Source organism: Nocardia noduli (assembly GCF_019038455.1).
In the GTDB taxonomy this organism is placed as follows: domain Bacteria; phylum Actinomycetota; class Actinomycetes; order Mycobacteriales; family Mycobacteriaceae; genus Nocardia; species Nocardia noduli.
The window spans coordinates 64,621-80,856 of record NZ_JAFMPL010000019.1 but is presented as its reverse complement, the minus strand read 5'-3'; the positions used below and the strand labels follow the sequence as shown (position 1 = coordinate 80,856).

Annotated in this window: 15 protein-coding genes; 10 read left to right on the top strand and 5 right to left on the bottom strand. The window is 68.7% G+C overall.

Translation table 11 applies throughout. The features are described from left to right. Positions 1–461 precede the first annotated feature (461 nt). The 5 genes from JZ792_RS14260 to JZ792_RS14240 all read left to right on the top strand — a co-directional run bounded on the left by JZ792_RS14260 (position 462) and on the right by JZ792_RS14240 (position 3,921). Positions 462–1,952, top strand: coding sequence for a CoA-acylating methylmalonate-semialdehyde dehydrogenase (locus JZ792_RS14260; RefSeq protein ID WP_216910870.1), 1,491 nt, complete (start codon positions 462–464; stop codon positions 1,950–1,952). A 273-nt stretch (positions 1,953–2,225) separates the two neighbouring features. Next, positions 2,226–2,591: a hypothetical protein gene (locus JZ792_RS14255; RefSeq protein ID WP_216910868.1), complete on the top strand. Its 366-nt coding sequence runs from the start codon at positions 2,226–2,228 to the stop codon at positions 2,589–2,591. A 255-nt stretch (positions 2,592–2,846) separates the two neighbouring features. Further along, positions 2,847–3,290, top strand: coding sequence for a PPOX class F420-dependent oxidoreductase (locus tag JZ792_RS14250; RefSeq protein WP_216910866.1), 444 nt, complete (start codon positions 2,847–2,849; stop codon positions 3,288–3,290). Between the two features lie 74 nt (positions 3,291–3,364). Further along, the gene (locus JZ792_RS14245) at positions 3,365–3,601 is read left to right on the top strand and encodes a hypothetical protein (protein WP_216910864.1); all 237 of its coding nucleotides are present in this window, start codon (positions 3,365–3,367) and stop codon (positions 3,599–3,601) included. Next, positions 3,601–3,921, top strand: coding sequence for a hypothetical protein (locus JZ792_RS14240; protein WP_216910862.1), 321 nt, complete (start codon positions 3,601–3,603; stop codon positions 3,919–3,921). Before JZ792_RS14245 ends, JZ792_RS14240 begins: the two co-directional genes overlap by 1 nt. Before the next feature lie 7 nt (positions 3,922–3,928). Here JZ792_RS14240 and JZ792_RS14235 read toward each other — a convergent pair whose 3' ends face one another. Both JZ792_RS14235 and cobA read right to left on the bottom strand, forming a co-directional pair. Next, the gene (locus JZ792_RS14235; RefSeq protein WP_216910860.1) at positions 3,929–5,413 is read right to left on the bottom strand and encodes an MFS transporter; all 1,485 of its coding nucleotides are present in this window, start codon (positions 5,411–5,413) and stop codon (positions 3,929–3,931) included. Between the two features lie 137 nt (positions 5,414–5,550). Further along, on the bottom strand, positions 5,551–6,807 hold the full coding sequence (gene cobA, locus JZ792_RS14230; protein ID WP_216910858.1) for a uroporphyrinogen-III C-methyltransferase: 1,257 nt from the start codon (positions 6,805–6,807) through the stop codon (positions 5,551–5,553). Positions 6,808–7,022: 215 nt separating this feature from the next. Here cobA and JZ792_RS14225 point away from each other — a divergent pair, with 215 nt between their 5' ends. Next, a complete protein-coding gene (locus JZ792_RS14225; RefSeq protein ID WP_216910856.1) occupies positions 7,023–8,402 on the top strand; it encodes a purine-cytosine permease family protein in 1,380 nt (459 codons plus the stop codon). 16 nt (positions 8,403–8,418) lie between these two features. Here the strand turns inward: JZ792_RS14225 and JZ792_RS14220 are convergent, their stop codons facing one another. Then, positions 8,419–9,948, bottom strand: coding sequence for a PucR family transcriptional regulator (locus JZ792_RS14220; protein ID WP_216910854.1), 1,530 nt, complete (start codon positions 9,946–9,948; stop codon positions 8,419–8,421). Positions 9,949–10,033: 85 nt separating this feature from the next. On the opposite strand from JZ792_RS14220, the gene JZ792_RS14215 reads away from it, so the two are divergent. The 4 genes from JZ792_RS14215 to JZ792_RS14200 all read left to right on the top strand — a co-directional run bounded on the left by JZ792_RS14215 (position 10,034) and on the right by JZ792_RS14200 (position 13,891). Then, complete coding sequence (locus tag JZ792_RS14215) at positions 10,034–10,504, top strand: nucleoside deaminase (RefSeq protein ID WP_216910852.1); 471 nt, start codon at positions 10,034–10,036, stop codon at positions 10,502–10,504. 17 nt (positions 10,505–10,521) lie between these two features. Continuing rightward, on the top strand, positions 10,522–11,508 hold the full coding sequence (locus JZ792_RS14210) for an isopenicillin N synthase family dioxygenase (protein WP_216910850.1): 987 nt from the start codon (positions 10,522–10,524) through the stop codon (positions 11,506–11,508). Between the two features lie 152 nt (positions 11,509–11,660). Further along, positions 11,661–12,791: a phosphotransferase family protein gene (locus JZ792_RS14205; protein ID WP_216910848.1), complete on the top strand. Its 1,131-nt coding sequence runs from the start codon at positions 11,661–11,663 to the stop codon at positions 12,789–12,791. 2 nt (positions 12,792–12,793) lie between these two features. Then, positions 12,794–13,891, top strand: coding sequence for an Rv3169 family protein (locus JZ792_RS14200; protein ID WP_216910846.1), 1,098 nt, complete (start codon positions 12,794–12,796; stop codon positions 13,889–13,891). A gap of 124 nt (positions 13,892–14,015) precedes the next feature. Here JZ792_RS14200 and JZ792_RS14195 read toward each other — a convergent pair whose 3' ends face one another. Both JZ792_RS14195 and JZ792_RS14190 read right to left on the bottom strand, forming a co-directional pair. Further along, positions 14,016–14,396, bottom strand: coding sequence for a cobalamin biosynthesis protein (locus tag JZ792_RS14195; protein WP_254189791.1), 381 nt, complete (start codon positions 14,394–14,396; stop codon positions 14,016–14,018). Between the two features lie 110 nt (positions 14,397–14,506). Then, positions 14,507–16,153, bottom strand: a complete 1,647-nt coding sequence (locus JZ792_RS14190) for a cobyrinic acid a,c-diamide synthase CobB (protein ID WP_216910844.1) — start codon at positions 16,151–16,153, stop codon at positions 14,507–14,509. Positions 16,154–16,236 lie beyond the last annotated feature (83 nt).

Sequence of the window (16,236 nt, the reverse complement as noted above, 5' to 3'; positions counted from 1 at the left end):
CGGGGACAGCGCAGGAGCGCACACTCAAACTGAAGTTCAGATCTGAATCACACGGTGTCAGTGCGGGTTCGAGCCCCGCCCCGGGTACCTGCCCGGGTAGCCCAATCGGCAGAGGCAGCCGTGACCACGCTCAGATTCTCGCTCCAGCTTCGAGTATTCGCCGCCGAACACGGGATCACGAGGAAAGGACACGCAGCGCCGAGATGCCGGTTCAACTCCGGCTCCCTCAGCCACGATGGGGGATGGTCCAAAGGCAGGACGCGTCGCGATCATCTTGATCCGCTCCCACCGATCCCGGTGTGCGAATTGGGTGGCATCACTGGAACCCGGGGGCAGGCTAGACCCCCGGGTTCTCCCATCTCCGACATGCCGAAAGCGTCGAATGACCGACACGGCGGCCTCCGCTCGGCGACGATGGACGCGCGAGACAGCGCAACCACGACTCCCACGATCGAGGAGATATGGACACCATCGCGCATTGGCTGGACGGCAAACCCTTCGACGGCACGAGCGGCCGCTCCGCCCCGGTGACCAATCCCGCGACCGGCGTGGTCACCGGCCGGGTCGCGCTGGCCGACGCCGCCGATGTCGAGACCGTCGTCGCCGCGGCGGCCGATGCCTTCCCCGCGTGGCGTGACACCTCGCTGGCCCGGCGCACGCAGATCCTCTTCCGCTTCCGGGAACTGCTCAACGACCGCAAGGAGGAGTTGGCCGCGCTGGTCACCGCCGAACACGGCAAGGTCGCCTCCGACGCGCTGGGCGAGGTGACACGCGGCCTCGAGGTCGTCGAATTCGCCTGCGGTATACCGCATCTGCTCAAAGGCGGTTACACCGAGAACGCGTCGACCAAGGTCGACATCTTCTCGATCCGCCAACCGCTCGGTCCCGTCGCGATCATCTCGCCGTTCAACTTTCCGGCCATGGTGCCGATGTGGTTCTTCCCCCTGGCCATCGCCGCGGGCAATACCGTCGTGCTCAAACCGAGCGAGAAGGACCCCTCCTCGTCGCTGTGGCTCGCGCGCCTGTGGCACGAAGCCGGTTTGCCCGCAGGGGTTTTCAACGTGGTGCAGGGCGACAAGGTCGCGGTCGACGCCCTGCTCGACAGTGCGGCGATCAAGGCCGTCTCCTTCGTGGGCTCCACACCCGTCGCGCGCTACGTCTACGAACGCGGCACCGCCAACGGCAAACGGGTGCAGGCTCTGGGCGGAGCCAAGAACCACATGCTCGTGCTGCCCGACGCCGATCTCGACCTGGCCGCCGATGCCGCCGTGAACGCCGGATTCGGGTCGGCCGGTGAACGATGCATGGCGATCAGCGTGGTACTGGCCGTCGGGCCGATCGGCGACGAACTGGTGTCGAAGATCGCCGAACGCGCCGCGACCATCACCACGGGCGACAGCGTGCGCGGCGCGGATATGGGGCCGCTGGTCACCCGCGAGCACCGCGATCGCGTCGCCGGATATCTCGAGGCGGGCGAATCCGACGGCGCGACAGTGGTTCTCGACGGACGCGGTGTGCGAGTCGACGGTTCCGACGACGGATTCTGGCTCGGCCCCACGGTGCTCGACCACGTCGACCCCGGAATGAGTGTCTACACCGACGAGATCTTCGGCCCGGTGCTCTCGGTGGTTCGGGTCGACAGTTACGACGAAGGGTTGGCGCTGATCAATGCCAACCCCTACGGCAACGGCACCGCGATCTTCACCAACGACGGCGGCGCGGCCCGGCGGTTCCACCACGAGGTGGAGGTCGGGATGGTCGGCATCAATGTGCCGATTCCGGTGCCGATGGCCTACTACAGTTTCGGCGGCTGGAAGAACTCGTTGTTCGGCGACGCGCACGCGCACGGCACCGACGGGGTGGCATTCTTCACCCGGGGCAAAGCCGTCACCGCCAGATGGCTCGACCCGAGTCACGGCGGCCTCGAACTCGGTTTCCCCCGCAATACCTAGGTAGTTCCGATCACCCCTGGAAATCGGGAAATTCTCATGTAGCATCTCCGCTCATGACAGATTCGGTGACCGGACGAGAGGCTCTCGCCTATCGCCGAACGCTGTCCGAAACCAGGTCGGTTTCCACGGTCGCGACAGTACGAAACTGCCGACCGCGCCCGACCGGTTTCGCGCGGGTCGCACATGCGACCCGTCATTTGTGCGCCGCCCGGTCCGAATGAAGTCGGACGGAATTACCCGGCGAACGAATCGATGAGATCAATGGAGATTTTCATGAGAAAACGTAGTGCCATGGCCCTGGCCGTACTTGCCGCCGCCACCGCGATGACCGGCATCATCTCGCCGATCGCCACGGCCGAGCCCAGCCCCGATATCGCCGCGGACTGTGGCACTATCACTTCGATCGCCGACGGCGCCATCAGCGCTTTGACACCGTTGCGTACCCTTTCGCCGGAGGATCAGCGGGCGGCCAAGCAGGTCTACATCGGGCAACTGCAAGGCCAAATGGGCAGTCTGACCACCGAGCGCGGTCGCGCCGATGTCCAGAACTTCATCAATGCGCTACAGGCGGCCGAGACGCCCGCCGACGCTTCCTTGATCGTCAACGCGCTGGGTAAGTTGCGCTCGGACTGCGCATAAAGTAGGCGGGCCGCCGATATGTCGGCGGCCCTTCCTCTTGTGACACCGGATGGTTTTCCTTTCCGCCGAACTGTTCATGCCCGCTATTTCGACCCGCACGGCGTCCGCGCCGAAATTCGCCATTCGGAAACAATGACACACGGACTCGTGCTTCGGTTCGTGAAGTTTCTCCTTCAATAAAGTCGGCCGCGGCAACGAATATCGCCGCCGTGGGTCTTCGAACCGTTCGGTACCGGCTTCCTCGGTGCGGGTGGAATGATCGCGCCAACACGGGCGTTGGCTTCCGACGTGACGACCGACCTCTCCGAAGGCCTGAAGAAGTACCTCGACGAGTCCACGGTGTTCGCGACCGCCGCGACCATCAGCCCCACCGGCGAACCGCATCTCACGGTCGTCTGGATCGAACGAGACGGCGACGACCTGCTGTTCTCCACCACCCGCACGCGGGCGCAGGGCAGGAATATCGTTCGCGATCCGCGGGTGACCATTCTGGTCAGCCCGCCCGACAACCCCTACGTCTACGCCGAGATCCGCGGCACCGCCACGGTGACCGACGATCCGGAACGGGTACTGCCGAACCGCCTGTCCCGCAAGTACACGGGACAGGACTACGCGGATTTCAACCCGTCCGCCCCCGACGACAGCGCCGAACGCATCATCGTCCGGATAACGCCCACCAAGGTCGTCAGCCGCCTCTGATCCGACAGATGTCGATCATCCGGCGGATCTCGGCCGTGCCGCGGGGTACCGCCACCGGCGGTACCCTCGACGGTATGGCTGGACGCAAGACCTCGGTATCGCTCGACGAGGAGACCCTCCAGATATTGGAGCGCCGCGCCGAGGCCGAGAACCTCGGACGCTCGGCGTACCTGGCCAAACTCATCCACCGCGACGACCTGCGCCAACGTCTGGCCGCCGACACCGCGACCCTGAATTCGGCGGGACACACCCCCGACCGGGCCACGACGGTGGCCGCCGGTCTGCTCGCGCAGCGACGCGCGGGCCACTGATGCCGTCGCCCCGATTCGGCGAGGTCTGGCATGCCCCGTCCGGCAGCGTGCTGCCCGGCGGCATGCTCTGCCTGATCGTCAGCTCCGACGACTACAACCGGATCCGCCGCCAATACATCATCGTCGAGGTCGTCACCGACCCTCTGTCCGGCGACGCGATCATCTGCCCCCTCGGCCCCGGCATCGGCGTCGCCCTCACCGGCACCCCCTTCGCCGTCGGCCCGAACTGGTTCGACGGCACCGACGAACCCATCGCGATCCTCGACGAACCCGCCGCCCGCCGCGCCGCCGACCAGGTCCGCGCCATCCTCGGTCCCTGAGCCGGAACTAGCCGCGCTGGGCTTCTTCCTGGGCGTGGTGTGCCTGGGCGATCTGTTGGGGGGTGAAGCGCAGGGTGAGGGCGACGAGTCCGATCAGGACGGCGACGCCCGCGCAGACGGCGAGGACCAGGGTGTAGCCGTTGCTGAGGGCGTCGATCTGGGTGGGGGTCATGCCGGAGGCGTGGCCGGTGCGGCCGCCGAGGGACAGGGTGCGTGAGACCGCGACGGGGGTCAGGATGCCGATGGCGAGCGGGGTGCCCAGGTTCATGAACATCTGGCCGACCGCGGCGAGCGGGCCGATATCCGACGGCGGAACGCCGATGAGTACGCACAGCGGTGTCAGCACCATCGCCACGCCGACACCCGCGCCGATCACCACGAGCAGGATCAGCAGGGTGGGCAGGTACTGCACGTCGCGGTCGAGTGTCGAGGCGATCAGCAGGCCGATGGCCAGTACCGCCGCCGAGCCCGAAAGCAACCAGCGCGGCGCGACGAGCAGCGCCAGCTTCGAGGCGCCTGCCGCACCGATACCGATACCGACCGTGAACGGGATGCAGGCGATACCGGCGTGCAGCGGGCTGTAGTTCAGGACGTTCTGAAGGAATTGCGCGACGAAGAAGGTCATCGCGCCGAGCACACCGCCCGCGAGCAGGATCAGCACGAAGGTCGCCACCCGGTCCCTGCTGTCGAACAGCGACCACGGCACCAGCGGATTGTCGACGCGACGTTCGGCGAAGACGAAGGCGATCAGCAGCGCGGCCCCACCTACCAGCGAACCGATGATGGCCCAGTGCCCCCAACCCAGTTCGGGCCCCTCGGTCGCGCCGAAGACGATGGCGGTGCAGGCCAGGGTGCCCAGTACGGCGCCGCGGATATCGAGGCCGACGCGGTGATGGTCGGTGTCGGCGAGGCAGTAGATCGCACCGACGACGATGAGCACGCCGATCGGCACATTGATCAGGAAGATCCAGCGCCAGGACAGTTCGGTCAGCGCGCCGCCGATCACCAGGCCGCCGACCGATCCGATACCGACCATGGAGCCGACGATGGCGATGGCCTGATTGCGCGCCTTACCCGGCGCGAAGGTGGTGGCGACGAGCGCGAAGGCCGACGGCGCGGCGAGTGCGGCACCGGTGCCCTGGAGCGCGCGCGACGCGATCAGCATCGCCTCGCCGGTGGCAAGACCGCACAGCAGCGAGGCGAAGGTGAACAGCGCGACGCCGACGATCAGCATGCGTTTGCGCCCGAAGGCGTCGCCGATCCGGCCGCCGAGCAGCATCAGGCCCGCGAAGGTGAGGCCGTAGGAGGTCACCGTCCACGCGCTGCCCGAACTGGACAGGCCCATCTCCTGCTGGAGTCTCGGTAGCGCGAGGATGACCACGCTGCCGTCGAGGACGACCATCAGCTGCAAACCGCTCAGCACGAGGATGGCGAGCCCGAAGGCCCGCTGCGTCACGGGATACTGCGTCGGCGCAGCGGGGTTCTGGAGCACAGTGAGCCACTGTAATTGATGCGGCAACCTGTGCCCGCCCCGCGCCGCGCTGGACCGACGAGCCACAACGGACCGCGGTCTTCGTTGTGACCGTGCCGGTCCGCCACGCCGGGCGCGGGTTCAGGCGGTTCGCAGGTTCAGCCGTTCGCGGCGAGATCGGCGGAGAACGCCGCGGTCGGGCCGATCACCACGATGGCGGGCGGGCGGATTCCCTCGCCGCGCACCCGCGCGGCGACGGTGCCCAGATCCGCGCGCAGCACCCGCTGGGTGCGCAGGGTGCCCTCCTGGATGACGGTGGCCGGAGTACTCGCGGGCCTGCCGCCGTCGATGAGCACGGTGGCGAACTGTTCGATCCGCTCGACCGCCATCATGAGCACGATCGTCCCGCGCAGCCGGGCCAGCGCGGGCCAATCGACCAGCGAATCCGGATGATCCGGCGCCACGTGACCGCTGACCACGACGAATTCGTGGGTGACGCCGCGATGGGTCACCGGAATACCGGCGGCGGCGGGCACCGAGATGGGGCTGGTGATGCCGGGCACGACGGTCACCGGGATACCGGCGTCGACGCAGGCCTCGACCTCTTCGAAGCCGCGGCCGAAGACGTAGGGGTCGCCGCCCTTGAGCCGCACCACGAATTTGCCCGCCTTGGCGCCTTCGATCAGGGCGGCGTTGATCGCCTCCTGCGCCATGGCGCGGCCGTACGGGATCTTCGCGGCGTCGATCACCTCGACGTCGGGACCGAGTTCGGCGAGCAGTTCCGGCGGCGCGAGCCGGTCGGCTACCACCAGATTCGCCCTGGCCAGCAGGCGGCGGCCGCGCACCGTGATCAGATCGGGGTCGCCGGGTCCGCCGCCGACCAGCGCGACGCCGGGCACGATCGGCGAGGAATCGTCGGTGACGACGCCCGATTGCAGGGCCTCCAGCAGCGCGGTCCGGACCGCGGCCGAACGCCGATGCTGACCGCTGGCCAGCACGCCGATGCTCAGTCCGTCGTAGCGGGCGGTCGCGGGCGTGACGGCGGTGCCGAGCCGGGCGATATCGGCGCGGACGCAGAAGATACGGCGGCGCTCGGCCTCGGCGACGACGGCGGCGTTGGTCTCGGGCTCGTCGGTGCACGCGATCGCGTACCAGGCGCCGTCCAGATCGCCGTCGGCGTAGGCGCGCAGGGTGATGGTCAGCTGTCCCGACGTGGCCATGCCCTCGACGGCGGGGGTCACCTCGCGGCTGACGACGTGGACATCGGCACCGGACGCGAGCAGCAGCCCGATGCGGCGCTGGGCCACTGTTCCGCCGCCGACCACGACGACGCGGCGGCCGTTGAGATCGAGCCCGACCAGGTAGTTCGGGTCACCGGTCGGCTGGTCTTCGGTGGCTTCTGACGTATTCGGCACAGTGGTCGAGAGTACGGCCTGGCTTCGCGCCGCTCGCAGACAGACCGGCATGTGCGGGCGGGCCGGGTTCGACGCCCCGATCGACACCCAGGTTTCCCGCACGTTTCGGTTTCGGGACATCACCCGATACCCCGGACGAACTGTCCGTCGACGTCGGAATTCTGGCTTACGATTCGCCCGTTGCCGACCGGGACCGCAGCGACCAGGGTTCATGCATGGCATTGACCGAGGACACGCCGCTGGCCGGCTACGCCGATCGCGTCGTCGCGGTGGAACCGGGCGGCAACGAAGTAATTCCCGACGACGCGCGGCACGGGACGCCCCGCCAGCTCTTCTGGACCTGGACGTCACCGAATCTCGAATTCGCCACCATCTTCATCGGCGTGCTGTCGGTGACGGCGTTCGGGATGAACTTCTGGCAGGCCACGCTCGGCCTGGCGGTCGGCGTCGGCCTCGGCGGCGCGGCGCATTTCGTGCTGTCGGCGCGCGGGCCGCGGCACGGGGTGCCGCAGATGGTGCTCGGGCGCGCCGCGTTCGGCTATCGCGGCAACGCGCTGCCCGCCGCTTTCATGTCGATCATGTGCGGGGTCGGCTGGTTCGCCACCAACAGCGTCAGCGGCGCGTTCGCGCTCAACACGCTGACCGGGATGCCGAAACCGCTGGCGCTGACGCTGATCGTGGTGGCGCAGACCGGATTCGCCGTCTTCGGCCACAATCTGGTGCACGCCTTCGAGCGGTTCGTCTTTCCGGTCCTTGCCGTGGTGTTCCTGGTGGTCACCGTGGTGATCTTCAGCAAAGCCGATCTCGGGGCGGCCGCGCCGTCCGGCGGGGTGGGCGGCATGGGCGGATTCCTGCTGACCGTCGGCACCGCGTTCGGCTACGCGGGCGGCTGGAATCCCTACGCCGCGGACTACACCCGCTATCTGCCCGCCCGCGTCTCGAAGGCGGCGACCGGCGGATTCGCCGCGGCGGGACTGTTCGTGTCCTGCCTGTGGCTTTCGGCGCTCGGGGCGGCCTCGGCCACCATCGTGAGTTCGGCGACCGGAAGTCCGACCGATGTCTTCACCTCGAATCTGCCGTCGGTCCTGGCGAATCTGACCCTGCTCGCGATCGCGCTCGGCGCGGTGGCCGCCAACGCGCTGAACGTGTATTCGGGGGCGATGGCCTTCGTGACCATCGGGGTGAAACTGCCGGTGCGCACCCAGCGCGCGGTGGTGTCGATCGCCTTCGGCGTGATCGGCTTCCTGGTCGCGCTGTGGGCGCTGCCGGACGCGGCCCAGAGTTACGAGGCGTTCCTGCTGATCGTCGCGTACTGGATCGGCCCGTGGCTCGGCGTGATGTTCGCCGATCAGTACCTGCGGCGGCGCGGCGATATCGCCGAACTGCTCTACGACCGCTCCTACACCAACCGGGGTGGCGTCGCGGCCTTCCTGGCCGGGCTGGCGATTTCGGTACTGCTGTTCTGCAATCAGGCGAAATTCACCGGTTACGTGGTGCGGGAGATCCCCGAACTGGGCGATATCACCTTCTTCGTCGGCTTCGTCCTGTCCGGCGCGGCCTACCTGCTGGTGAACCGGCGACGCCTGTCGGTCTGACTCACCGGTCGCCGACTCAGCGGTCGCCACCGAGGCGGTGGGCGCACAGCGCCAGCAGCAGAGTCGCGGCGAGGGCCGGATCATTGGGTTCGTAGCCGAGCAGTTCGCGGATGCGGTCCAAGCGCTGGTAGAGCGATTGGCGGCCGATATGCAGCGCGGCGGCACAGCGGGTCGGGCTCGCACCGTGACGGAGGTAGACCTCGAGGGTGCGGGTCAGACTGCTGTGGTGGGCCGTGTCCCAGTCGACGAGCGGGGTGAGCACGGCGGCCAAGCGGGCCCGTTCGGCGGCGGGCAGGGTTTCCACGGTCAGTTCGGCGGCGAGTTCACGACAGCTGGTGAGCGGCCCGTGGAGCCGGTCACGACGATGACGGGTGGCCAGGCGCAGGGCCGACCTGGTGGCCGAGAGTCCGGCGGCAAGGGCGGCCGAGGTGAATTCGCACGCGTCGCCCACCACCATCGTGACGCCCTCGGTGCTGTTCGCCGCGAGGGACGACCGCAGCGCCCGGGTGACTTCGCCGACCGGATCGGCGACCGAATTCGCCACCGCGACAAGGGCGTAGGTGGTGGCGTGGACATCGGCGATCACCCCGGGCCGCCCGAGCGCCTTGGTGGCGGCGTCGAGGAATCCGGTCGCGATCCGGCTGTCGGGGGCCTCGATCGCGACGGGGACCACGGTGCGCCCGGTCAGTCCGGGCGCACCGGCGGCACCGGCCCGTGACCGCAGATCGGCCTGCCGGATCTGCTGACCGTTCACCAGATCCGCGAGCAACGCGGTGGCCACCACCTGCGGCCGACCGCTCGGCGTGCCCGAATTCGCCAGGGCCAGACCGACTCCCGGCGCGGACTGATCGATCACCGCCGCCAGTGTCGCGGCGTCCAGAGACGAACCGGGTCCGGCGGTCAGGGTGCCCCAGATACTGTCCTTGACGCGGATACTCGCCCGCGCCGCGCCGGATTCGACCGCGGCCCAAGCGGATCGGTCGTCGTCCACCCCGTGCGCGGCGATCAGCGCGCCGCTGCCGCTCGTCACGACGACCGCGCATTCGGTGACCTCCGCGATGCGGGCGAGCAGCCGCGCCACCCCGTTGCCCGCGACGAGTTCACCGGTCAGATCCCCGGCCAGTTCGTTGAGCAGGCGCAGCGAGCGCACCTCGCGGGACACGATTTCGGTATTGGCGTCGCGGCACAGGTCGATGAAGGGGACGACGGTGCGCAACGCGATCAGCGGAAGGCCGTTGCGCGAGGCCTCCTCCACCATCTCGGCCGGAATGGCCTCGAAGGTGCGGCCGAGTTCGAAGGCGACCCCGGCCACCTGGCGGGCCGCGATCTCCCGCACATAGTGCCGTCTGGTTCCGGCGTCGACACCGGAGAGGCCGAGTCCGGTGGTGAGCAGCAGTTCCCCGCCGGACAGCAGCGGACTGATCTCGTAGATCTCGCTGGAATGCACCCAGCGCACCGCGCGATCGAGTCCGCCGTGACCGGCCAGGACGTGCGGATCGGCCGCGACGAACTGGTCGGCGAGTAATTCGCGAACGGTGGGGAGCATACGGTCATCTTGTCATCCGGCCTCCGGGACGAACCGGACGATCTGTACGTTGCGGAGCGACCGTGTCCGCCGCGAGGGTTGACCCATGACCCAGCTGACGCCCGACGGACTGCTCGAGGTGGCCTACCAGGAAGCTCTGCGCGGACTCGCCGAGGGCGGGGTGCCGATCGGGGCGGCGCTGTTCGACGGTGACGGTGTGCTGCTCGGCAGCGGGCACAACCGTCGCGTGCAATCCGGGGATCCCAGCACGCACGCCGAAACCGACGCCTTCCGCGCGGCCGGGCGACGGCGCGACTACCGCTCGACCATCATGGTGACCACGCTGTCGCCGTGCTGGTATTGCAGCGGTCTGGTACGCCAATTCGGGATCGGGACGGTGATCGTCGGCGAGTCGACCACCTTCCACGGCGGCCACGACTGGCTGATCGAACACGGCGTCGCGGTCACCGTACTGGAGGATCGGCGCTGCATCGATCTGATGACCACCTTCATCGCCGAACAACCGGCGCTGTGGTTCGAGGATATCGGCGTGGCCGACCCGAGCACGGTCGAGTGAGACAGGAGCGACATCACATGGATGCCCCGGATACCCCGAACGCCCCCGACGCCATCGCCTCCATCGATCTGGCCCGTTGGCGCGCGGGCGGCGACGCGGCGGCCGAGGTCGAACGCGAGGTCGACGCGGGCCTGCGCCGCGCCGGATTCCTCCTGGTGTACGGGCACGGGATTCCGGCGGAATTGCCCGCGGCCGTACGAGCGGCCGCGCGACGATTCTTCGCGCTGCCCGACGAGGTGAAGGAGGCCTACGCGGTCACCGTCGGCGGCCGGGGCTGGATCGGACCGGGTAAGGAGGCCAACGGCTACGCCGAGGGCACCGAGACACCGCCCGATCTGAAGGAGACCTACGCGGTCGGCGCGGATACCGCGACCGGAGATCGCGCGGTCGATGACGTGTGGTTCCTGCCGAACGTGTGGCCCGCCGAGGTCACCGAACTGCGCGAACTCCTCACGGCCTACACCACCGCCGTGCGCGCGCTCTCCGACGAACTGCTCGCCCTGTGCGCCGCCGCCCTGCACCTGCCCGACAACCCGTTCGCCTCCGTCACCACCCGGCCGACCTGGACCTGCAATATCAACCACTACCCGCCGATGACGACCGTCGGCACGCCGGAACCCGGGCAGTTCCGCATCGGCCCGCATACCGATTTCGGCACCGTGACGGTGTTGGACCGGGAACCGGGCGCGGGCGGTCTCCAGGTGTACACCGAGGAACAGGGCTGGGCCGACGCGCCGTGGGACCCGGCCGCGCTCACCGTGAACATCGGCGATCTGCTCGCCTACTGGAGCGGTCAGCGCTGGCCCTCGGGCAGGCACCGGGTACTGCCCCCACAACCGGAGGCGCCCGAGGAGGATCTGGTGTCGTTGATCTACTTCTACGAACTCGACCACGACGCGGTGGTGACGCCGCTGGCGGCGCCGATCGGCCGGGTCACCGGCCAGCCACCGGTGATCTCCGCCGATTTCCTGCGCACCCGACTGGACGCCATCACCGTCGGATGATCGGCGCGGGCGCGCGCCGTCGCCCGGTCGTCGAGAAATTTCTCCGTATTTCCGCCCTGTGAAACAACTAGAACGCGTTACAGTCCGTATCCCGGGCAGTTCCGCGTGCGGTTGCCCGTCCGGACGCGCAGGCGCGACACAGGAGGACCTCGATGGCCGACGATCCAGATCCCACCGAGCGGACCCGATTGACCGTCAGCGAGCGCGATCTCGAGCATCTCGCCGCCGATCTGTCCCGCTGGCTCGGTGACCGGGTCGGCGCGGACGGCCCGCCGACGATCTCGGAGCTGACGCGACCGCAGGCGGGCGGCATGTCGAGCACGTCGATCCTGTTCGAGGCCGAATGGAGTGTCGGCGGACGCGCGGAGAAGGGCTCGTTCGTCGCCAGGATGGCGCCGGAGGACGATTCCTTCCCGGTGTTCGAAACCTACGATCTGGCCACCCAGTACCACGTCATCGAAGGTGTCGCCGCCGCGACCGACGTGCCGGTCCCGGAGCTGTGCTGGCTGGAGACCGACGAGAAGGCGCTCGGCTCACCGTTTTTCGTGATGAGGCGGGTCGACGGACGGGTGCCGTCGGACAATCCGCCCTACGTCTTCGTCGGCTGGTTGCTCGACGCGCAGGCCGAAGAGCGCGATCGACTCACCGGCGACACCCTCGAGATCTTCGCGAAGATCCACGCCATCGTCGATCCCGCGGCGCGTTTCCCGATGCTCGACGGGCCGGGACAGGCGCTGCGCAGGCATGTCGACGCCCAGAAAGCCTGGTACCGCTGGGCATTGGCCGATGACGGTTACGAGATCCCGCTCATCGAACGCGGCTTCGCCTGGCTCGAGCAGCACTGGCCCGCCGACCCCGGACCCGATGTGCTGAGCTGGGGCGATGCGCGACCCGGCAATATCATCTACCGGGAATTCGAGCCGGTCGCGGTACTGGACTGGGAGATGGCGGCGTTGGGGCCGCGCGAACTCGACGTGGCGTGGGTGATCTTCATCCACCGCTTCTTCCAGGATCTGGCCGTCAAATTCGGCCAGCCGGGTCTGCCGGACTTCCTGCGCCGCGACGCGGTCGCCGCCGAATACGAGAAACGCAGCGGCTACCGGGTACGCGACCTGGACTTCTACCTCGTCTACGCCGCGCTGCGGCACGCGATCGTGATGGCGCGGGTGACCCGTCGCATGATCCATTTCGGCGAGGCCACCGTTCCCGAGGACCGCGACGACTACGTGATGCACCGCGCGAGCCTCGAGGCGATGCTCGACGGCACCTACGAATGGGACTGACCATGCCTTCACCCCTGGACGAATACGCCATCCACCAGACCACGCTGCCCTTCACCCGGGTGGCGAGCAGTGACCGGAACTTCTACGACCGCAGCTACTTCAACGCTCACAACCGCGACGGCGGCCTGTTCCTGATCACCGGATTCGGCGTCTACCCGAATCTCGGGGTGACCGACGCCTACGCGTGCGTGCGACGCGGCGACATCCATCGCACGGTGCGTTTCTCCGACGCCTTGGGCGACCGCGATCTCGCGATGCGGGTCGGCGGCTACCGCATCGAGGTCGTCGAAGCGCTGCAACGGATCCGGGTGATCTGCGAACACGACGAACTCTCGTTCGACCTCACCTGGACCGGCTCGTTCCCCGCCGTGCAGGAACAGCCGCACCTGGTGCTCACCGGCAACCGGCCCCTCATCGAAGCCTCTCGATTCGCCCAGGTCGGCTCCTGGGCGGGCACTCTGAGTATCGAAGGCGAGGACGTCGCCATCGACCCCGCCGTGTGGACCGGCAGCAGGGATCGCTCGTGGGGGATCCGCCCGGTGGGCGAGCCGGAACCGCCCGGGCGCGCGGCGAGTGAGCCCTCCGGCGGCTTCTGGTGGTTGTACGCGCCCTTGCGTTTCGACGATTTCGCCATCATCGTCATCGTGCAGGAGGAGCCCGACGGCACCAGAACCCTCAACGACGCGGTACGCGTCTGGCCCGACGGCCGCACCGAACAACTCGGCTGGCCCCGCATCTCCCTGCGCTATCGCTCCGGCACCCGCGTCCCGATCAGCGCCAGACTCGACCTCACCACCCCCGACGGCAAACCCCTCGAAGTGGAGATCACCACGGGTGTCGGTGTCCCGCTGCACGTCGGCTGCGGTTACAGCGGCGACCCCGACTGGCAGCACGGCCAGTGGAAAGGCCGCGACTGGACCAGCACCAGCCGCTACGACCTCACCGATCCCGCCGTCGCGGCGCGCATCCCCTACGGCGTGACCGACCACGTCGCCCACGCCCGCTGCGGAGACGCCGAAGGGTGGGGGCTGTTCGAACACGGGAGTCTCGGACGTCACGATCCCACCGGCTTCGCCGATTGGACCTCGGTCGCCCCCTGAGGTTCTCGCCGACGTAGGCCAGGCGCGGCTCGACCTGTCCGCCACGAATGTCCGGTGAACCGATGGCCGCGGGCATACCGTTCTGCCGTGTGGGACGGACCCGAGTCGGGCGCCGACCGGGTGACTACACCGGATGCGGTGCGGACGTGTCGAGGAAGGCGGCTGCCGCGATCACCACGCCGTCCATCACCCTTTTCGGCACGATCAACGGTCCGTGGCCGGACAGGATCGCCGCGGCTTCCGCGACGCTCGGCGTGCCGATCGCTGCCGAGGTCCGGTCGGCGGGGTGTGGGACCTCGACGCGGGACAGCGCGTCGGCGGTGTACACGAGCAGTGGAACAGCCAGTGTTCGGGCGACTTCGAGCAGGCCGCCCTCGTCGGCGCGGCGGTCGACAGTCGCCAGGCAGACGATCCGGAATTCACGACGGAGTTCGGCGAGAGCCGTGACTATCCGCACTGCCGAGACGGCGGGGCGAAGGCCGAGTCCCACAGCGATACGTGGCAATTCACGACTCTCATCCACCCGGATACCACCGCAGCGGCGCGTGCGTCTCGCGAAGCCGTATCGGGCACGCGGCGCACATACACGGTGTCATCATCGGACAGCCCCGAGACTCAGACGACCACGCCGTCGCGGGCGAAGTCTGCCGCCGCGGCGACGAAACGCGCTGTCGCGGCGGGGTTTCCGGCCGGATGGGTGTGCAGGTAGGAGGCGTGCACGTTGTGGACGAGCGCGCCCTCGACGACACGTTCGCCCAGGCCACCGCGCCAGCCCCACGCGGAACCCGCGGTGGCGGCGGACACCAGGCGGGTGCGGTGGAATTCGTGACCGCGTACACGTTCACCGGTGCGCCAGAGCGGGGAATCGGCCAGGGCCACCGCGTCGCGGTAGCCGAGGGTCAGGCGGGGTCCGAATTCCGCGTCGGCATCGACCACTCCCGCCATGGCGTGCCCGTCGAGCGAGCGGACGAGGTAGAGCAGTCCTGCGCATTCGGCGTGCACGGGTAGTCCATCCGATGCCAGTTCGCGGACCGCCGTCAGCAGCCGGATGTTGGCGGCGAGTTGAGCGGCGTGCTCCTCCGGGAAACCACCGGGAAGCACGAGACCGGCTGTGTCGGGCGGCAATTCGTCACGCAGCGGATCGAAGACGACGACACGCGCGCCCGCGGCGGTCAGCAGTTCACGATGCTCGGCGTATCCGAAGGTGAACGCGGGACCACCCGCCATCGCGATCACCGGGGCGACCCGACGCGGCGAGGAGATCGAGCCGAGCGCGTCACCCGTTCCATCAGCGGCGATCGAGTCGACAGAGACGACCGGGCCACCGATGCTCGCCGAACCATTCGCGGTCGCCGAGTCACCGGCACTCGTGCCGGAAGGACCGACGCCGAAAGGCATGCCCCCGTTCGGCGAACCGTGGCTGTCAGGTGCGGAGTCGACCGCAGTCGCGGCCACGGCATTTTCGGCCGACACCGAAGCATCACCTCCGCCGACAGCTATCCGCTCGCGCGCGATGGCTCCGACTTCGGCCTCCGGATCCCACGCGGGACCGCCGACCGTACTGCGGGCCAGCCCCGCGATCGCGGCCAGATCCACATGGGCCGCGACGAGATCGGTCATGGCCGCCACCGCGATCGTCGCGGCCGAACCGTGTTCGATGGCGGGGATGAGGCCCAGATGCCGTGAGGGCACTTCCAATTCGGCCATGCGGGGCAGCGAGCCGAGCACCGGCAGACCCACCCTGGTGCAGGCCGCGCGCAACACCTGTTCGTGTCGTTCGCTGCCGACCCGGTTGAGAATCACCCCGCCGAGCCGCACCGAGGTGTCGAAGGTGGCGAAACCGTGCAGCAGCGCCGCGAGGCTCTGACTGTGACCACGGGCGTCCACGACGAGCACGACCGGCGCGCCGAGCAGACTCGCGACCTGCGCCGTCGACCCCTCGGCCACCGGACCCGCCTGGTTCTCGTCGATCCGGCCGTCGAACAGTCCCATGACGCCTTCGACCACGGCCAGGTCGCAGCCCCGCACGCCGTGCAGGTACAGCGGCACCACCCGATGCTCGCCCACCAGTACCGGATCGAGATTGCGTCCGGGCCTGCCCGCCGCCAGCCCGTGATAGCCGGGGTCGATGTAATCCGGTCCCACCTTGAACGGCGCGACCCGATGCCCGGCCCGCCCCAACGCGCCGATCAAACCCGTTGCGAGCGTGGTCTTCCCGCTCCCGGACGCGGGCGCCGCGATCACCACCGCCGGCACGTTCATCGGAGGTCCCCGACCGCGAACACCCGTGATCGGTCCGTGCGCGAGCGGCTCCGCTCCCCCGTCGACACCGTCCCCCGAGCGCC

What these genes read in the sequence shown, in the direction of transcription:
- JZ792_RS14225 (WP_216910856.1), top strand. Translation starts at nt 7,023, where the DNA reads ATGGCATTGACCGAGGACACGCCGCTGGCCGGCTACGCCGATCGCGTC.
- JZ792_RS14190 (WP_216910844.1), bottom strand. Translation starts at nt 16,153, where the DNA reads ATGAACGTGCCGGCGGTGGTGATCGCGGCGCCCGCGTCCGGGAGCGGG.
- JZ792_RS14210 (WP_216910850.1), top strand. Translation starts at nt 10,522, where the DNA reads ATGGATGCCCCGGATACCCCGAACGCCCCCGACGCCATCGCCTCCATC.
- JZ792_RS14200 (WP_216910846.1), top strand. Translation starts at nt 12,794, where the DNA reads ATGCCTTCACCCCTGGACGAATACGCCATCCACCAGACCACGCTGCCC.
- JZ792_RS14220 (WP_216910854.1), bottom strand. Translation starts at nt 9,948, where the DNA reads ATGCTCCCCACCGTTCGCGAATTACTCGCCGACCAGTTCGTCGCGGCC.
- JZ792_RS14260 (WP_216910870.1), top strand. Translation starts at nt 462, where the DNA reads ATGGACACCATCGCGCATTGGCTGGACGGCAAACCCTTCGACGGCACG.
- JZ792_RS14240 (WP_216910862.1), top strand. Translation starts at nt 3,601, where the DNA reads ATGCCGTCGCCCCGATTCGGCGAGGTCTGGCATGCCCCGTCCGGCAGC.
- JZ792_RS14215 (WP_216910852.1), top strand. Translation starts at nt 10,034, where the DNA reads ATGACCCAGCTGACGCCCGACGGACTGCTCGAGGTGGCCTACCAGGAA.
- JZ792_RS14250 (WP_216910866.1), top strand. Translation starts at nt 2,847, where the DNA reads ATGATCGCGCCAACACGGGCGTTGGCTTCCGACGTGACGACCGACCTC.
- JZ792_RS14255 (WP_216910868.1), top strand. Translation starts at nt 2,226, where the DNA reads ATGAGAAAACGTAGTGCCATGGCCCTGGCCGTACTTGCCGCCGCCACC.
- JZ792_RS14205 (WP_216910848.1), top strand. Translation starts at nt 11,661, where the DNA reads ATGGCCGACGATCCAGATCCCACCGAGCGGACCCGATTGACCGTCAGC.
- JZ792_RS14245 (WP_216910864.1), top strand. Translation starts at nt 3,365, where the DNA reads ATGGCTGGACGCAAGACCTCGGTATCGCTCGACGAGGAGACCCTCCAG.